Annotated in this window: 17 protein-coding genes and 1 tRNA gene; 11 read left to right on the top strand and 7 right to left on the bottom strand. The window is 44.2% G+C overall.

The genetic code is table 11. The annotated features are described in order from the left end of the window. Positions 1 to 24: 24 nt before the first annotated feature. Positions 25 to 267, bottom strand: coding sequence for a hypothetical protein (locus tag L6475_RS02420; RefSeq protein WP_237822180.1), 243 nt, complete (start codon positions 265 to 267; stop codon positions 25 to 27). Between the two features lie 291 nt (positions 268 to 558). Further along, positions 559 to 726 (bottom strand): hypothetical protein, encoded by a 168-nt coding sequence (locus L6475_RS02425; protein ID WP_237822182.1) that lies wholly within the window; start codon positions 724 to 726, stop codon positions 559 to 561. A 116-nt stretch (positions 727 to 842) separates the two neighbouring features. Between L6475_RS02425 and hpt the strand changes: the two genes are divergently transcribed. From hpt to L6475_RS02455, 6 genes are all read left to right on the top strand, one after another. Further along, the gene (gene hpt, locus L6475_RS02430; protein WP_237822183.1) at positions 843 to 1,382 is read left to right on the top strand and encodes a hypoxanthine phosphoribosyltransferase; all 540 of its coding nucleotides are present in this window, start codon (positions 843 to 845) and stop codon (positions 1,380 to 1,382) included. A gap of 68 nt (positions 1,383 to 1,450) precedes the next feature. Further along, positions 1,451 to 2,023 (top strand): adenylate kinase, encoded by a 573-nt coding sequence (locus tag L6475_RS02435; protein WP_237822185.1) that lies wholly within the window; start codon positions 1,451 to 1,453, stop codon positions 2,021 to 2,023. Positions 2,024 to 2,055: 32 nt separating this feature from the next. Further along, the gene (obgE, locus tag L6475_RS02440) at positions 2,056 to 3,231 is read left to right on the top strand and encodes a GTPase ObgE (protein WP_237822187.1); all 1,176 of its coding nucleotides are present in this window, start codon (positions 2,056 to 2,058) and stop codon (positions 3,229 to 3,231) included. A gap of 74 nt (positions 3,232 to 3,305) precedes the next feature. After that, positions 3,306 to 3,974, top strand: a complete 669-nt coding sequence (locus L6475_RS02445) for a M23 family metallopeptidase (RefSeq protein ID WP_237822189.1) — start codon at positions 3,306 to 3,308, stop codon at positions 3,972 to 3,974. A 136-nt stretch (positions 3,975 to 4,110) separates the two neighbouring features. Next, entirely contained in the window at positions 4,111 to 7,383 is a 3,273-nt protein-coding gene (locus L6475_RS02450; RefSeq protein WP_237822191.1) for a TonB-dependent receptor, read from the top strand. 19 nt (positions 7,384 to 7,402) lie between these two features. Continuing rightward, on the top strand, positions 7,403 to 9,046 hold the full coding sequence (locus L6475_RS02455) for a BACON domain-containing protein (RefSeq protein ID WP_237822193.1): 1,644 nt from the start codon (positions 7,403 to 7,405) through the stop codon (positions 9,044 to 9,046). A gap of 157 nt (positions 9,047 to 9,203) precedes the next feature. On the opposite strand, the gene L6475_RS02460 is transcribed toward L6475_RS02455, so the two are convergent. Together L6475_RS02460 and L6475_RS02465 are read right to left on the bottom strand one after the other, a co-directional pair. Continuing rightward, positions 9,204 to 10,025 carry a bifunctional UDP-sugar hydrolase/5'-nucleotidase gene (locus tag L6475_RS02460; protein ID WP_237823962.1) on the bottom strand — a complete coding sequence of 274 codons (822 nt, stop codon included), beginning with the start codon at positions 10,023 to 10,025 and terminating at the stop codon, positions 9,204 to 9,206. An 89-nt stretch (positions 10,026 to 10,114) separates the two neighbouring features. Beyond that, a complete protein-coding gene (locus L6475_RS02465) occupies positions 10,115 to 10,882 on the bottom strand; it encodes a 5'-nucleotidase C-terminal domain-containing protein (protein ID WP_237822195.1) in 768 nt (255 codons plus the stop codon). A 194-nt stretch (positions 10,883 to 11,076) separates the two neighbouring features. Between L6475_RS02465 and rplS the strand changes: the two genes are divergently transcribed. Beyond that, on the top strand, positions 11,077 to 11,442 hold the full coding sequence (gene rplS / locus L6475_RS02470; RefSeq protein WP_237822197.1) for a 50S ribosomal protein L19: 366 nt from the start codon (positions 11,077 to 11,079) through the stop codon (positions 11,440 to 11,442). 98 nt (positions 11,443 to 11,540) lie between these two features. Here rplS and L6475_RS02475 read toward each other — a convergent pair whose 3' ends face one another. After that, positions 11,541 to 11,720 carry a hypothetical protein gene (locus tag L6475_RS02475; RefSeq protein WP_237822199.1) on the bottom strand — a complete coding sequence of 60 codons (180 nt, stop codon included), beginning with the start codon at positions 11,718 to 11,720 and terminating at the stop codon, positions 11,541 to 11,543. Positions 11,721 to 11,833: 113 nt separating this feature from the next. Between L6475_RS02475 and L6475_RS02480 the strand changes: the two genes are divergently transcribed. Then, complete coding sequence (locus L6475_RS02480) at positions 11,834 to 13,021, top strand: phosphoribosylaminoimidazolecarboxamide formyltransferase (protein WP_237822201.1); 1,188 nt, start codon at positions 11,834 to 11,836, stop codon at positions 13,019 to 13,021. An 83-nt stretch (positions 13,022 to 13,104) separates the two neighbouring features. Further along, positions 13,105 to 13,302, top strand: coding sequence for a hypothetical protein (locus L6475_RS02485; RefSeq protein WP_237822203.1), 198 nt, complete (start codon positions 13,105 to 13,107; stop codon positions 13,300 to 13,302). Positions 13,303 to 13,431: 129 nt separating this feature from the next. On the opposite strand, the gene L6475_RS02490 is transcribed toward L6475_RS02485, so the two are convergent. Further along, positions 13,432 to 15,123 (bottom strand): sensor histidine kinase KdpD, encoded by a 1,692-nt coding sequence (locus L6475_RS02490; RefSeq protein ID WP_237822205.1) that lies wholly within the window; start codon positions 15,121 to 15,123, stop codon positions 13,432 to 13,434. Positions 15,124 to 15,254: 131 nt separating this feature from the next. On the opposite strand from L6475_RS02490, the gene L6475_RS02495 reads away from it, so the two are divergent. Continuing rightward, positions 15,255 to 16,481: a glycosyl hydrolase 53 family protein gene (locus L6475_RS02495; RefSeq protein ID WP_237822207.1), complete on the top strand. Its 1,227-nt coding sequence runs from the start codon at positions 15,255 to 15,257 to the stop codon at positions 16,479 to 16,481. Between the two features lie 100 nt (positions 16,482 to 16,581). On the opposite strand, the gene L6475_RS02500 is transcribed toward L6475_RS02495, so the two are convergent. Then, positions 16,582 to 16,980, bottom strand: coding sequence for an START-like domain-containing protein (locus L6475_RS02500; protein ID WP_237822208.1), 399 nt, complete (start codon positions 16,978 to 16,980; stop codon positions 16,582 to 16,584). Between the two features lie 166 nt (positions 16,981 to 17,146). Here L6475_RS02500 and L6475_RS02505 point away from each other — a divergent pair. Further along, positions 17,147 to 17,220: transfer RNA gene (locus L6475_RS02505), tRNA-Met, on the top strand. The last annotated feature ends 358 nt before the right edge of the window (positions 17,221 to 17,578 follow it).

Here is a 17,578-nt window from a genome sequence, read left to right on the forward strand (position 1 = left end):
ATTTTGACGAAACCAATAACTCCCTCACATCCACATCAAGGTGGTGTGCAATCTCATAGAGTTCTTGCTCTGGCAAGCGGCAAAGCCGAGCGGTTTCACGGAGGGCTGCACCTTCTTGCTTTGGCAAGCGTCCCAGAGGGCCGAGCGGTTGGTCATCCAACGTGAAACAGTACTGATACTGTGGCTCATCTGCTCTGAGAGCCATGTGCCAGTCTTTTCTTTCTCAGCCAAAACAATCTTTAGCCTGTTATATTTGTGAATTCCCATTTGCTTTTAGTTATTCTTGCCCGACATTGAGTTTACTGTGCGCAAATATAATCAAAAATATTGTGTATACAATAATTCGTGAACTAAATTAAGAAAAAGAGCGGTCTTTTCTCTTGATATGGTATCATTTCGCATTAATTTCTGCTTGCAATTCCACAATGATGTTCTATAGAAGGGTGTAGCCTAATACGCACTTTTCTGTGGAGTGCCACACAAAGATGCTTGTCTGCTTTCTGATTGAGCAAGCTCGGCAGACATTAGGTTTTTGTTTCCTTGAATTGAGCGCAGTACCTACGAGGTAATCGGCTTGCCGCTTCGCTCGTCGAAGAACTGCTGACGAGCTTCAATAACTTTGTTACAAAGATGAAGGAGATGGCTAAATGAGGTTACGATTTGGCAACCTAACTCCTTCACCAATCCTCCCCAATTTGCGTTAAGTTCCAAATTGTACATCCTCATTCTTCCCCGTCTTGCCTTTTATTTACGAGCAATCTGCGTTAATCTTCCAAAATCCGTTGTTCTTTACAACCTTTTTTCGTAACTTTGCCACCAAATTATATAAATAGTCTGTAATTATGAGCAGAGTAACAATTAAGGACAAGACCTTCGAAACTTCAATGCCAGAGGCGCAGATTAAGTGGCGCGTAAAGCAATTGGCCCAGCAAATATCTTCTGAGTTAGAAGGAAAGAATCCCCTTTTTCTCGCAGTATTGAACGGCGCTTTTATTTTTGCAGCCGACTTAATGCGCGAGATGACTATCCCATGTGAAATATCGTTCGTGAAGTTGGCTTCCTATCAGGGAACAACCTCAACGGGAAAAATTAAGGAAGTGATGGGTATTAACGAGGACTTGTCTGGACGTACAGTTATCATTTTGGAGGATATCGTTGAAACAGGACTCACTATCAAGCAGATGATAGAGTCGCTGGGAACACGTAATCCTGCAGAAATCAAAGTGTGTACACTTTTCTTTAAGCCTGAGAAACTGAATGTGGATTTGAAGCTCGACTACGTGGCTTTTGAAATTCCCAATGACTTTATTCTCGGTTACGGTCTTGACTACGATCAGCAGGGTCGTGGACTGAAAGATCTTTACACACTCGTTTCAGAATAAATGAATAGAATACGGGATAACGTATAAATAGTAACAACCATATTAATAAAACAAAAACTAAAAGTACAATGAAGAATATTGTAATCTTCGGCGCTCCCGGCTCAGGAAAGGGCACACAGAGCGACAAACTCATTGAAAAGTACGGTTTGAATCATATCTCAACAGGCGATGTGCTTCGCGGTGAGATTAAAAAAGGAACAGAGCTGGGCAAGACAGCAGCTGCCTATATTGAAAAAGGTCAGCTGATTCCTGATGAACTGATGGTAAATATTCTCGCTTCTGTTTACGATAGCTTCGGACGTGAGAGCAAGGGAGTTATCTTTGACGGTTTCCCTCGCACTATTCCACAGGCAGAGGCCTTGAAGCAGATGCTCAACGAGCGTGGCGACAAGGTGGCCGCTATGATTGAACTTGACGTTCCCGAAGATGAACTGATGAAGCGCTTGATTCTGCGCGGACAGCAGAGCGGACGTGCCGATGACAATGAAGAGACCATTAAGAAGCGTCTCGTTGTCTATCACTCTCAGACCCTTCCCCTCATCGAGTGGTACAAGAAAGAAGGCGTGCACTTCCACATTGATGGCCTGGGTGAATTGGATAGAATCTTTGCTGATATTTGTAAAGTAGTTGATAATATCTAGTTCAACTAGTATTACTGGTAAATGTCGAATTAATGGAAAGTAACTTCGTAGACTACGTAAAAATTTATTGCCGCTCAGGTAAGGGCGGTAAGGGCAGTATGCATCTTCGCCATGTGAAATACAACCCGAATGGCGGTCCCGACGGTGGTGACGGCGGTAAGGGTGGTAGTATCATTCTACGTGGCAACCATAACTACTGGACATTGCTGCACCTGAAATACGAACGCCATATTTTTGCTGAACATGGTGGAAATGGCGGGCGCGACAAGTGTCATGGTACTGATGGAAAAGATGTGTATGTCGATGTACCGCCAGGCACTGTGGTGTATAATGCTGAAACGGGAAAGTTTGTCTGCGATGTTGCCTATGACGGACAAGAAGTTATGCTATTGAAAGGCGGTCGTGGCGGACTGGGTAATTTCCAGTTCCGCACGTCCACCAATCAGGCTCCACGCTATGCACAGCCGGGCGAGCCGATGCAGGAGATGACCATTATTCTGGAATTGAAACTCCTTGCCGATGTTGGTCTCGTGGGCTTCCCCAATGCTGGTAAGTCAACACTGGTGTCATCGCTGTCGAATGCCAAGCCAAAGATAGCCAACTATCCTTTTACCACAATGGAGCCTTCGTTGGGTATCGTAGGCTATCGTGACAATAAGTCTTTTGTGATGGCTGATATCCCCGGTATCATTGAAGGTGCTGCAGAGGGAAAAGGACTGGGGCTGCGCTTCCTGCGCCATATTGAACGCAACTCGTTGTTGCTCTTTATGGTGCCTGGTGATACGGATGATATCAAGCATGAGTATGAAGTCCTGTTGAATGAGTTGCGGCAGTTCAATCCTGAGATGCTTTCCAAACATCGTGTGCTGGCAGTTACGAAGTGTGACCTGCTCGACGAAGAGCTGATGGAAATGCTGAAGGAAACACTGCCCGATGACTTGCCTGTGGTGTTCATTTCGGCTGTTACCGGCTTTGGACTCGAGGAGTTGAAAGACGTACTATGGCGTGAGTTGAATGCTGAGAGCAACAAACTTCAGTCTATTACTGCTGAAGATACACTGGTTCACCGCGATAAGGATATGACCACTTTCGCTGCTGAGTTGGAAGACGAAGGCGAATTGGATGATATTGAATACCTCGACGACGATGAAATCGAGGATTTTGATGATGTTGAAGACCTCGAAGACTTTGAGTACGTTGAGGAATAGATGTCATCTGCTATATGGACTAAAAGTCCTTTTGGATGAAATTTAATTAGAAATTCTTAAAGATAAGATAACCGATGAGGCTGAAAGGAATACTGCTGTTTTGTGTCTGTGTTTACATAGCACTCGAAGCTTGCTCGCAAGGGAACTTCTCTACGAGCACGTATCCCTTTCCCATACCTGTAGAAGCGCCTCCTACAGTGACCATGCAGAAACTGGCTGAAGAACAGATAGACAGCTTGAAACGCATGAAAATGGATCCCTTTCATGGAGGGAAAAAACTTGTTGTTGACTTGTCGGAGATTTCTGATTCTGCCTGGTGCTATCCACTCTCGGGTGCAAAGGTGATTAGTCCGTATGGCGGACGAGGAAGGCGTGGTCACTCGGGCGTTGATATCAAAACGAAAGCCAACGATAAGATTTATGCTGTTTTTGATGGCTTGGTAACAATGTCACAGCCCTTTGCCGGCTATGGAAATTGTATTGTTCTCCGTCATGCAAACGGGATGGAAACCCTTTATAGCCATAATTCCAAGAACCTTGTCCGCGTTGGCGAACTGGTAAAGGCAGGACAAGTGATAGCTTTGACAGGCCGTACTGGTAGGGCTACCACTGAACATCTGCATTTTGAATTGCGTGTTGGCGGAAAACATTATAATCCGCAGTTGATTTTTGATCATCAGACCAAACAGCTGAAGCGTCATGTAATAACCTTTACTAAAGGTGGTGGCGCTAAGGTTGAATAGAAACGGGAAATTATAGCCTTTTTAAATTTAAAAAGTGTTTATTTGATACGATTATTTACCTTAAATAATGTCGTATCAGATTTTTTAATTAATTTTGCACCGTATTTTATAAACTAAACATTTTTTCTAAATCACTATGCAGAAAAGATTGCTTTTTCTGGTGTCCATGCTGTTAACGCTTTCGCTAACGGCAATGGCGCAAATCACAACTTCTAGTTTGGCAGGTAAGGTGACAATCGAGGAAACTTCCGAGGAAGTCATTGGTGCTACTGTGCAGGCAGTACATGAGCCATCAGGTACACGCTATGCTACAGTGACAAACTCTGCAGGACGTTTTACTATTCAAGGTATGCGTACTGGTGGCCCTTATGTGGTTACTATAAGCTACATTGGTTTCCAGTCGAAAACCTTCAAGAACATTGTGCTTCAGTTGGGTGAGACTTATCACCTTGATGCATGGCTGACTGAGGATGCTAATGAATTGGCAGAAATCGTTATCAGCGGAAAGGCAACAAAGTTCACCGGTGAAAAGACCGGTGCTTCAACCAACATCACTGCAGCACAGATTTCAGCTGTTCCTACAGTGACGAGGAGTCTTACCGACATTACCCGCCTTTCTCCTTATGGAGGCAATGGTATGAGCTTTGCTGGTTCTGACGGTCGTACAGCTAACTTCACGGTCGATGGAGCCAATTTTAATAACAACTTTGGTTTGAACGATAAGTTGCCTGGTGGTGGTAACCCTATCTCTCTTGATGCTATCGAGGAAGTACAGGTGGTTATCTCTCCCTATGATGTTCGTCAGACCAACTTCATTGGTGGTGGCGTTAACGCAATCACTAAGTCGGGTACCAACTTCTTCAAGGGAAGTGCCTATGTGTATCACCGCAATGAGAATATGCGTGGCGATGCTATTGAGCGCGAGCAGATCAGCGGTGCACGCGAGAAAGACCAGAATACCACTTATGGCTTTACTCTCGGCGGCCCGATTCTTAAGAACAAGCTGTTCTTCTTCGTGAATGGCGAAATGTCAAAGATTCCTACCATTGCCAACCGTTGGCGTGGTTCTGAGGACGGTAATGCTGATGCAGAAAATTATGTTTCTCGCACTAAGCTGAGCGACCTTCAGAAGGTTTCTGACTATATGGCTGCTCAATACGGTTACGACACAGGTAGCTATACCTCATTCCCTGCCGATGAAACCAACTATAAACTGTTGGCTCGTTTGGACTGGAATATCACCGATCAGCATCACTTGGCTTTGCGCTATAACTATACAAAGAACCGTTTGTGGAACTCTCCTAACGCCAGTTCAATGGATGGCGGTACTCGTATGAGTGGCGGTCGTACTTCACAGTACTCTATGTCGTTCGCCAATTCTATGTATGCTATGGACAACTTGGTTTACTCTTTCTCTGCCGACTTGAACAGCCGTTTCACTGAGAACCTGTCAAACCAGCTGCTGTTCACTTATTCAAAACTCGATGATATCCGTGATACTGACTCAAGCGAGTTCCCCTTCATCGATATCACCAAGGACGATAACAACTATATGGCATTGGGCTATGAGCTGTTTACCTACAACAACGCCGTTCACAACACTATTTGGAACGTGAAGGACGATGTGACCTACTACATGGGTAAGCACAAGATTATGGCTGGTGTAACTTACGAGCATCAGATGGCCGACAACCAGTACATGCGTAACGGTACCGGATACTATCGCTATGCTTGGAACGACGATCCCGCTACAATGTTCAATGCTGCTCCTGAAATTGTGTGTCTTACCTATGGTTATAACGGTGAGTCAAAACCCGCAGCACGTGTGCAGTTCAATAAGGCTGGTATCTATGCTCAAGACGATTGGAACATTACCGACAATCTGAAACTGACATTCGGTCTGCGTGTTGACGGTCTGTTCTTTGATAATGGTGACCTGATGACCAATCAGGCTATTTATGATCTTGACTATGACGGTCGTCATATCGACACTGGTAAATGGCCTTCAAACAGCTATACTTTCTCTCCTCGCGTTGGCTTTACCTACGATGTGTTTGGCGACAAGGTGCTGAAAGTACGTGGCGGTTCCGGCTTGTTCTCAGGTCGTCTGCCTCTGGTATTCTTTACCAACATGCCTACCAATGGCGGTATGGTACAATATCAGGCACAGATCAACGCTGCCAATGCAGCCAAGAAAGGATTTACTATGGATGAGTTCAGAGGTGGTCCTCTTGCAACAGCTGCTTTGAAGGAGAAACTCTTCTCTTTGGGCTATCCTACCACTATTGTTCCTGAAGATGGTACTGTTCCTTCTGCTGTGAATGGTGTTGATCCAGACTTCAAGATGCCTCAGGTGTGGAAGACCTCTTTGGCTATTGACTACCAGTTGCCTGTTAACTTCCCCATGTCTGTTACTGTTGAGGGAATCTTCAACAAGACTATTAATGATGTTTGCCTCTCTGACTGGAGCATTCCTTCTGTTGGCGGTTTCGCTCGTTTCAATGGCATTGACAATCGTCCTATCTATCCCGACGGCTATCGTACCGAGACAAAAGCCTTCATGCTTGAGAATACCAGCAAGGGCTATGGATGGTCAGCTAACGTAACTGTTACCGCACAGCCTGCTGAATGGATTTCACTGATGGCAGCCTATACTCACACCGTGAAAAAGGAAATCACTGGTATGCCCGGTTCAGCTGCTGAGTCTGCCTTTACCTATGTTCCTACCAGCGAAGGTCCTAACAACATCAAGTTGCACAACTCACAGTTCGTTACTCCCGACCGTCTGGTGGCTTCGGCTACATTCCACGATAAGAGCAACAACCACTATAGCCTTATTTATGAAGGCTGGCGCGGTGGCTACAACTACTCTTACATGATGGTTGACGATATGAACCACGATGGCTACAAGTATGATGCACTCTATATTCCTACCGATCAGGAGGTGGCAAACAACCAGTTCCGCTTCGTATCAGAGGATGATAAGACTCGCTTCATGGACTATGTTCATAATGATGACTACCTGAAGGATCATCAGGGTGAGTATGCTGAGGCTTACAGCGTTTACTCTCCTTGGGTTCACCGTCTGGACTTCAGCTACAAACACGACTTCAATCTGAAGGTGGGTAATACGCTGAACACCATCCAGTTGAGTTTCGATGTAAAGAATGTGCTCAATCTGTTCAACTCTGAATGGGGCGTGATGAAATTCCTGAATCCTGAGATTGGCACTGAGGCACGCATCCTTGAATGCAAAGGTACCGATAGCGAGGGATATCCCGTATTCGCTACTCCTGCCGCCATCAGCGGTGATACTGAGACATGGAAACTCAATCATGCTATTGGCCAGTGCTGGTATGCCAGCGTGGGTGTGAAGTACATGTTTGATGGTTCAAAATTGTTCAAATAATTAAAGAAAGGAGATAACAATGAAATTGAAATATATGTTCCTGTCGTTTGCAGCAGCTCTCACTCTGGTGAGCTGCTCTGACGACGATGATAAGACCTTCATGGATGAACTGCAAGTGTCACAGTCATATGTGACAATTGCTGCTGAAGGTGGTTCAACGAAGATTGTAATTGATGCCAATGCTGACTGGACCTTCGACTTCGATGTTGATGTTCAGACTGACTCGCTCAGTGACGAGAAGGGTGTTGTGAAATATAACGTACCCACTCCTCAGATGCAGACCAAGGATAATAACTGGGTGACGATTACTCCCAGCAGTGGTTCTGCCGGTAAGACCGAGGTGACTTTCAGTGCTGAAGCTGCTTCTGATTCTCGTGAAATTGCTATTCGTCTGAAGATTGGTAATAAATATCAGAACTTTATTGTTGCTCAGACTGCTTCGGCTTCAGAAACTCCTGTTGTTACTGTTAAGGATGTGTTGAATGGTGTGGACAGCAAGACCTATCGTGTGAAGGGTTCTGTATCTTCAATTGCCAGTACTGTATATGGTAACTGGTATCTGTCTGACGACGAGGGTAACAGTGTATATGTATATGGTACGCTCGATAAGAATGGCAACACCAAGAGCAATCCTCTCGACAATGCCACAAATGGATACAACATCGAATTGGGTGATGTGGTAACTATTGAAGGTCCTCGCACTACCTATGGTTCAACCATCGAGTTGGTTGATGTGAAGGTTATCAAGGTCGAGAAGGCACTGCTTAAGTCTGCATCAGCATCAAAGACTATTGAGAAAGCTGCTGGAACCTTCGACTTTGTTATTACCCAGAAAGGAGAGGGACTGCAATTCTCTACTGATTGCGACTGGCTTTCATTCGCTCATAATGGTTTCACCGTTGATGAGAAAGGTAATTATGTGTTCAGTGTCAAGGCTGAGGAAAACTCAACCGGAGCTACCCGTTCTGGCAATCTGATTTTTGAAAGCACCAAGGGCAGTGACAAAACACGTCTGATTATCCCTGTAAAGCAGTTGGATCTGGAACTTGACAATAGTGAGAACGCTTCTCTGAGTTCAATGGCTCAGAATATTGTCGGTGCCACTAAGAACGATCCTTATCGTTTCTACGTAGCTTTGAAGGATGCTAAGGTGACCTATAAGAGTGGTTCAAACACCTTTATCGAGGATGCTACCGGTGGCTTGTTAATCTATAATAGCTCTTTGAGCCTGAAGGTTGGCGATATTGTTAATGGTGGCGTTTATGGCAGCGGCTACGGATATAACGGTCTGCCTGAGGCTACCGAGTTCTTTACCGAGATGGCTACCGTGAAACATGGTGATGCTCCAGAGGCTACTGTCGTATCGCTGGCTGAGTTGGCTGCTAATTTCGATAAGTATGTAAGCCGTTTCATCCGTGTGAAGGACGTTACCGTTGAAGAGGATATCGATGTTATCTTTAGCAAGGTGAAGAATGCTGGTAAGGTGACAGACGGAACGAACACCTTCGCTTTGAACCATAAGTCAACTTCAAAATATGATGGTAAGAACATCTTCTTCTACCTGAATGTTAAGAAGGATGACAAGGTAAGCTTCGTTTGTGTTCCCTCAGTGAATAAGGACAAGAAACAGCTTGATATCTGGACTGCAGACTGGTTCAAATAATATGCAAATAATTAGCAGGTTTCAAAGGTTACTTTGGAGCCTGCTAACGATAATAATTTAGGCTCCAAACGATTGGTTTGGAGCCTAAATTGTTTTTACCCTGTAGATACTTGTTTTCTCGGTGGGTATATTGAAATGGAAAAAAGTCGTTGTTGAATTACTTCTTGTCGAACGTCAGTTGCATCTTAGCAATGAAGGCACCGTGCTTGCCGTTTTGGTTGACTGGAACAGGATGGCCGTCTAAATCGTTCACATATTCCAGCTTTTCTAAGTAGGTGTGTGAATGTCCGTCAAGCACCAAGTCAACACCGCGTGTCTCCTGAATCATTTTGTCGCAGGGAAATTCAGAGTTCTGCCAGCCTAAATGACTCAGGCAAATCACAAAATCGCATTTCTCTTTCTTTTTCAAAATGTCAATCATCTTCTGTGCACATTCACTGGGATTCAAATATTTTAGCGGTCCATAGTTCTTCGTACTTACCAGGCCTTCGAGGGGAGGGCAGAGAGCAAAGACTCCAATTTTGAGCCCTTGGCGTTTCAGAACAATGTATGGCTTTACAATCTTTGCCAGTTCAGTGTCTGCAAAATCGTAGTTTGAGCATACAATGGGAAAATTGGCCATGCGAAATAGTCGTACCATATTGTCCAGTCCGAAGTCGAACTCATGGTTGCCAATAGTGGCTGCATCATAGTGCATCTGGTTCATCAGTCCTACCTCGACATCGCCTTTGAACATTGTATAGTAGCTTGATCCCTGTGAGAAATCACCGCTGTCGAAGAGTAGCAAATCGGGTACTTTCTGCCGTTCTTCCTTTAGCATGGCAATACGGCGCAGATATCCGCCACGGTCAGCCAGGGTGGTATCAGCCAGATTGGCGTTCAAGGGCATGATGGTTGAGTGTGTGTCGTTAGAATGCAGAATGGTCAGTGTTTTCTGTGCCCAAAGTGTATTCGGGGTACCACACATCAGTCCCCACATAAGCGAAGAGTAGACAACTCCCCTTCTAAAACCTTTATGATATGCAAGTCTGAACATAATTCTCATTTTTCATTTTTCAATTTCAATTCTCAATACTTGACAACGATTCTTCCTTCTGTTTTCGAACTGACAGACTCGCCTTTAGCAGCCTTCATCTTGAAATAATTCATAAGGATGAATCGAGTGTTGTTCTTGCTTTCTTGCGGTGAAACCAGATTGGTGCCCTTTTTGAAAGCACTCATTCCGTCATTTCCCTGAGCCACATAGTCAATCGTAGCCACACGATATTCAGCTGTGGGGTCAATTTCTTTGCCGTTTAATTTGGCTGAAAGCAACTTTCCCTCTGTTGAAATCACCAGCTCGGTGCCGTGACTCACACCTTCGCCATAGCGTGCAGCTATCTGTCTGAATAGCTCAAGCAGATTCTCACCGGTCAGCGTAAGGAAGCATATCTTGTTCTCGAATGGAGCAATATTTACGATGTCACCATAGGTCACTTCTCCACGAATCAAGGCAGCACGGATTCCACCTATATTATATATACCTATGGCGGGATGTTCGTTATAATCCTTTGAAGCCCATATCAGAATGTCGGCCATCAGATTTGAAAGGTCACTTTCAGGGCGGTCGGCTTCCATGTTGTGGGCTGCTATACCCACAACCGGACCCATAACTGAATCTACTACATGTTTAAAGGGAGAAAGAAAAGCCGTAGCCTGCATATCGGGATTGGCATCAAAGCGCTTGTCTATTACGATGCGCTGATGACTTATGCTTGATAGTTGATAGTGTGAGCTACAAGCCGTTAGAAAAAATATAACTGTTACAGCAGCGCCTAGATAAGTATTTATTCTCATTTTGATTTGTATATTTCATGCAAAAGTACAAAAAAAATGTGTTTTAGGCAATATTTTTTGCTAATCACTTTTTGCTTTTCACTTTTTTTTGTACCTTTGCAGCCGCTTTCCGCGTAATCGCTGGCAGGAAGATAGGAGAGTTGCCTGTTATGTTGCGCTGGAACGATACAACAAATTTAATTACTTTAAGTACAATGAACTTAATTAAAGTTGCTGAAGAAGCATTTGCAACCGGCAAGCAGCACCCCAGTTTCAAAGCTGGTGACACTGTAACTGTCGCTTACAAAATTATCGAGGGTTCGAAAGAGCGTATCCAGCTCTATCGTGGCGTAGTTATCAAAATCGCTGGTCATGGCGAAAAGAAACGTTTCACCGTTCGTAAGATGTCAGGTACCGTGGGCGTAGAGCGTATCTTCCCCTTGGAGTCTCCCAACATCGATAGCATTGAGGTGAACAAGGTAGGTAAAGTTCGTCGCGCTAAGCTCTACTATCTGCGCAAGCTCACGGGTAAGGCTGCCCGTATCAAGGAGAAGCGTTCAGGTAATGTTGCTGCTGAATAATCCTCTGAGATTAAAGAATAGAAAAAAGGCGTTGTCCATGTGGCAACGCCTTTTTTCTGTTTCTTGATTTTGTTGCTTTAACAGAGGAAAATGATGCTTTATTCCCTGTAGTTCGTTCTCGCATCGGCATCGCCGTGGAGTGCTTCCTGAAATGTTTCCCAACTCTGGAATCCTGCCAGCATAGACAAACGGTCTAGTGTTTTCTTGTTGGGCTTGTGAAGTAATTCCTTCTCCACAGCTTCCATTAATTTCTTCAGTGCAAAATGTTTACGTTCCATTCCTGATTGTACTAAAACGAGTGCAAAGGTAATTAAAAAATATTTACTTAAAGCAGGAAGTCGATATTTTTATGTACCTTTGCAAGCGAAAAGATTTATCCCTTTATAGCACGATGAAAGAGTTAGCACTGAAGTACGGATGTAATCCGAATCAGAAACCTTCCCGAATCTTTATGAACGAGGGCGAGTTGCCCCTCGAAGTGTTGAACGGCCGTCCTGGCTACATTAATTTCCTGGATGCGCTGAATGCGTGGCAGTTGGTGCGCGAACTGAAGGAGGCTACGGGCCTGCCCGCAGCAGCATCGTTCAAACATGTAAGCCCTGCCGGTGCAGCTGTCGGTTTGCCTTTGAGCGACACATTGAAGCATATCTACTTTGTTGACGACATCAAAGGATTGGACGATTCACCTATCGCTTGTGCTTATGCTCGTGCCCGTGGTGCCGACCGTATGTCGAGCTATGGCGACTTTATCGCTCTGAGCGATACCTGTGATGAGACAACTGCATTGATCATCAAACGTGAGGTGAGCGATGGTGTCATTGCTCCTGACTATACTCCCGAGGCTCTTCAGATTTTGAAAGACAAGCGCAAGGGAACCTACAATGTAATCAAAATGAGTACCGATTATCGTCCTGAGCCTATCGAACGTAAGCAAGTGTATGGTATTACTTTCGAACAGGGCCGCAATGAAATTCGTTTGGACGATCCTGCACTCTTCGAGAATATCCCCACTCAAAACAAAACTTTCAGCGATGAGGCCCGCCGCGACCTGATGATTGCCTTGATCACACTGAAATACACACAGTCTAATTCTGTGTGCTATGTGAAGGATGGTCAAGCCATTGGTATTGGTGCCGGACAGCAGAGTCGTATTCACTGTACTCGCCTGGCTGGTCAGAAAGCCGATATCTGGTGGTTGCGTCAGCATCCGAAGGTAATGAATCTTCCATTTATTGACGGTATTCGCCGTGCTGACCGCGACAATACTATTGATGTTTACATCTCAGAGGATGAACATGATGATGTGTTGCGTGATGGCGCTTGGCAGCAGTTCTTTAAGACAAAGCCTGAAGTACTGACACGTGAGGAAAAGCTGGAGTGGATTGCCAAGAACACGAAAGTTTCTCTGGGCAGTGACGCTTTCTTCCCCTTTGGTGACAACATTGAGCGTGCCCATAAGAGTGGTGTTGAGTTCATTGCTCAGGCAGGTGGCTCTGTGCGTGATGATCATGTGATTATGACTTGCGACAAGTACGGCATTGCCATGACATTCACTGGCGTGCGCTTGTTCCATCATTAATAATAGAATTAAAAGACTCTCCCCCAACCCCTCCCTGTGAGGGAGGGGAGTGGTTAGTTTACTAATCATAAAAATAGATTATTATGGGTAGAGAGGACGATTTCCAGACAATTCTTGAGAATGGTATTAACTTCGGTCGCGGTGGGGAACGTAAGGACCCTAACGAAGGAAAAGTGAAAACCAAAGCCAAGAAAAAGAAATACATTACTGGTGCTCACGGCAGCGGTTCAGCCAAACAGAAGGCTAAGTATCGTGAACAGCGAGCCAATAGGCACAAATAATAAGAGAATTGAGAGTTGAGAATTGAGAGGTATGAATAGTTCTACTATGTGGACTTATCATTGTCATAAGTAATCATACCTCTCAGTTCTCAACTCTCAATTCTCAATTAATAATCAATAATCGAGGAATTAGCAAATGGGCAGTTGCAATATAAAGCGGCTGCCCGTTTTGTATGTCGGGTCGATACTGATATCACCTCCAAGCGACCTTGCCAGACGAATACTGATAGACAGGCCCAGTCCTACACCCTCTGAGAATTCGTCGAGTTTTACAAAATTGTCAAAAACACTCTTTTGCTTGTCTTCAGGTATGCCAATACCAGTGTCGGTAACACTAATTTCCAAAGTTGAATCGTGGCGCGAGGCATGAAGAATAACACTACCTTCTTTGGTAAACTTCTGCGCATTGTTGGTAATCTTGTTCAGAATCTGCAAAATCGTCTCTTCGTTGCTCTTAATAGTAAAGTCGTCACCAATCTCTGTAGTAAACACTATCTGCAGATTATTCTCATTATGCTCTTCGGCTTCTTTCTTGGCTTTTCTGCACACATCGTTGATGTTGACAGGGCTAAGATCGTTCAAATCGAGGGTGCCACTTTCACCGGCAGCCAGTTCCAGCAGTTCGTTGATGATGATAGTGATGGTTTCGGTATTCGAGGTGACACGTTTCTGCATATCGAGCTTCTCTTCGTCACTGAGTTCAAATTCTGGGTCGCAAAGTAATTGGGTAAAACCGTTGATCGCATTCAGGGGCGTTCTGATCTCATGACTCATGGAGCGTATGAAGTTTGTCTTCATCTGATTAGCGGAGTCAGCCTTTTCGAGAGCTATTCTCAGTTCGGCATTACGCTTCCATATTTTCTTCATCAGTCTGCGGCGCCCCATAATATATACAAAAATGTATAAAGCTGTAAGTCCAATAAACCAATTGGTAATTTTCTTGATGTAGCTGTCTTTTTCATAGCTTCCTTCCAAGCCGTGCAGACGGTAGATTACCAATTGCTTGTCAACATTCAGATGGCTGTTTTCGGTTAGTTTCAGCGCTGCGTCGAAATCACCGTTGAATCCTAATTTGGCTACTTCAATCAGTATGTCGTAACGAGTGTCCAACAGTTGCTGGCCAACCATTCTGTTCTCTTCAAGAACTTTGAATTCGTCTTTTACTCGCTTGTATTTCATAGCGGCAATGTCAAATTCATTCTTGTCGCCTATCATGAAATAAACATAAGCCATAATTCCCAAACTCATAGAGCGGTGTTCAAAACTGTTCAAACGCTCCGCCTCGTCAAGGGCACGCTTAGCCCATTCCAGAGATTTTGTGGGGTTTGAAAGGTGATTTACCTGGGCCAGACTCACATGAACGAGCATTGAGAACTTCGGATCGCGGTCGCCAGCCTCGGCCAGTGCTACTTGGTAAATGCTGTCGGCCTTCAAATTGCGCATAGACTTATAGATGTCGCCCATCAGTCCACTTACCAAATAGTGATATGTAGTGTCTCCCCTTGCGCTCATCATACTGTCCAAGTCCAGTGCAATTTTGTGAGCTCTGAATGTCAACAGATGGCTGGCATCATAGAAACCTTCGTTGGTCCTTATCTTATAATATAATGACATGGGCTGACTCTCAAGCAGATATTTCTCGTATTTCTCTGCATGTTCATGAAATTCGTCAGGAGCTCCATTCTCCATAAGGTAGAGGAAGGTGCGGAACATGTCTTTGTGCTCCCTGTCGAAACCCGACTTGGAGTAAGTACTTACCGATAGCAATAAAAGAATTGCTAATAGTAAGTTTTTAGTGATTAGGTTGTACTTAGTTTGCATTTCCGTTGCAAAATTATGAATTTTTTTTGATATAGAGCAAAAAAGTGATATAAAAACGTGTGATTGTATCAAAAATAGATTAACTTTGCCCTCAATTACTATTTGCTAAGACATAAATAATACTCATGGCTATGAAAAAATACCTCTTGACATTCATGTCCTTTTTTGTGGGGATGGCACTTTCGGCACAGTCGTTCTATATCTGTTCTGAAGGTAACACGCAGACCGCTTCCACCATGTCGTTTACCAACAATGGTCAGCTGATCAATGAGGTGTATTCGGTTTCTTCCATAGATAGCATTACGATGCATGTTCCCGATTTGCACTTTGTGGGTGGTGACATCTCTATGTTGACTCAATACGAGAAGCAGAAAGCAAAGTATAAGAATGCCTCGGGAGCCCAGATCACCGACCTTATCGCATTTCTGAAAGAGCAAGGGTGGAACTCATTGCGCCTTCGCCTGTTTGTTGACCCGTCGCAGGATGCCGACAAATGTGTTGTTCAGGACTTGGAGTATGTCAAGGCATTGGGACGTCGTATTAAGGAGGCAGGCATGCTGCTTGTTCTTGACTTCCACTATAGCGACACCTGGGCCGATCCTGCCAAGCAGTGGACGCCAGTTTCATGGCAGAGCTTGTCCAACGAACAGCTCTATACCAAAATCTATGAATATACTAAAGACTGTCTGGAACAAATGGTGGCAGCTGGTGCGGCACCTGACTTTATACAAACGGGAAATGAAATCTCTTATGGCATGCTTTGGGGAAAGAGCGGTTCAACGGGCTATCGCTGCTATTCAGGGAGTGAGTCCAACTGGCCACGCTTTACCACTCTGTTGAAAAATGCCGGAAAGGCCTGTCGCGAGGTGTGTCCGCAGGCAAAGATTATTCTTCATACAGAACGTGTACCCAAACCTGGCGTGTTGTTGAACTTCTATAATCAGATGAAGTCAAAAAAGGTGGATTATGATATCATCGGACTGTCCTACTATCCTTATTTCCACGGCAATATAGGCGTGCTTGAAACAGCAATCAGCCAATTGGAGGCTAATTTCAAGAACAAGCCCATTCAGATAGTTGAGTTTGGCTATACCTATAAATATGAGGTACCGGGTACCAGTTTCGACTATAGAGCAACCTATCCTTATTCCAATGAGGGACAACGCAAACTGACGGCCGATGTTATTACGATGCTGAAACGCCATAGTTCGGTCACCGGTTTGTATTGGTGGTACCCCGAGGCAAATGCTTATAACTGTACCGGCAATCTGAAAAACGATTGGTATAATGCCACCCTCTTTGATAATTCTACAGGAAAAGTATTGCCAGCTCTTTTCGAACTAAAGAATTTTAAGTAGAAATATCCAAAACAAATAGGAGCGACCAACCGGCCGCTCCTATTATTATTTATATGTAGATGATACTCTCTCGCGATTTATTGCACTAGTGTCTTTAACCTTATAGTCCACTTGAGGCATGCAGGCGTTCCATGTTTCCATCCCAAAGAGAACGCAAATCGTCAATTTCATCCTCCTGTGCATAATCAACTACATATAGACAGAGTTCGCCAGTCAGTTCACTCTGGCCGATACGCATCTCCCAGTATGCATCAGGATCTTCCTCTTCTACCCATTGAAAACGAATGCGTTTGTTCTTTTCGCATTCCAATATGTTTGCCTCTAATGTGTGATGATCAGCCCATGGTTGTCCCCATGTGAATGATATGATGCCATCTTCTTCAGTAACTTTGTCTGCCAGCCAACGTCCCAACCCGTGGTCGGTGCTGATGAGTTTCCATACAGTATCTAACTGCCCTGCTGACAGCGGATATTCTATGTCCAATCTTTGTTTTTTCATGTTGTCATGCTAAAAATATGATTAGTAGCTGCTGCAAAAGTACAAAAAAAACTTGATATTGGAAGAAAAATTGGAAAAATATTTTGCGGTTTCGAAACTAATTACTACCTTTGCACCCGCTTAACGGCCGCTGGACCATTTGTCGAATGCCGAATTAAGCAATGATGGCGGGATAGCTCAGCTGGTTAGAGCGCATGATTCATAATCATGAGGTCGCCGGTTCAATCCCGGCTCCCGCTACAAAGAGGCAACCAAATGGTTGCCTTTTTTGTTTTTCTCCGTTTACTTACTGGTTGAGTCTTGTCAAAGAAGAATAATACACTGGTTTCTTTCAGAACTTGATGACTTCGTTTTGCAAATCAATAGTTGTTTTTTTCTGATGGAATAGACGTTCTCTTCAATCTCTTTGGTAATGCCTTTAAAACAAATTATAGCTATAATTGCGAAAATTATAGCTAAAATTCGGGAAATTATAGCTATAATTCTTTTCAGCCGAATACCTGCTATTGTCTGATAGAAGTTCTATTCATGCGAAAATAAACGGCTATTGCAACGGTACTTATATTTAAATACCAAAAAAATAGGTGAAATAATCAAA

The organism is Prevotella sp. E9-3, assembly GCF_022024015.1.
Classification (GTDB): Bacteria; Bacteroidota; Bacteroidia; order Bacteroidales; family Bacteroidaceae; genus Prevotella.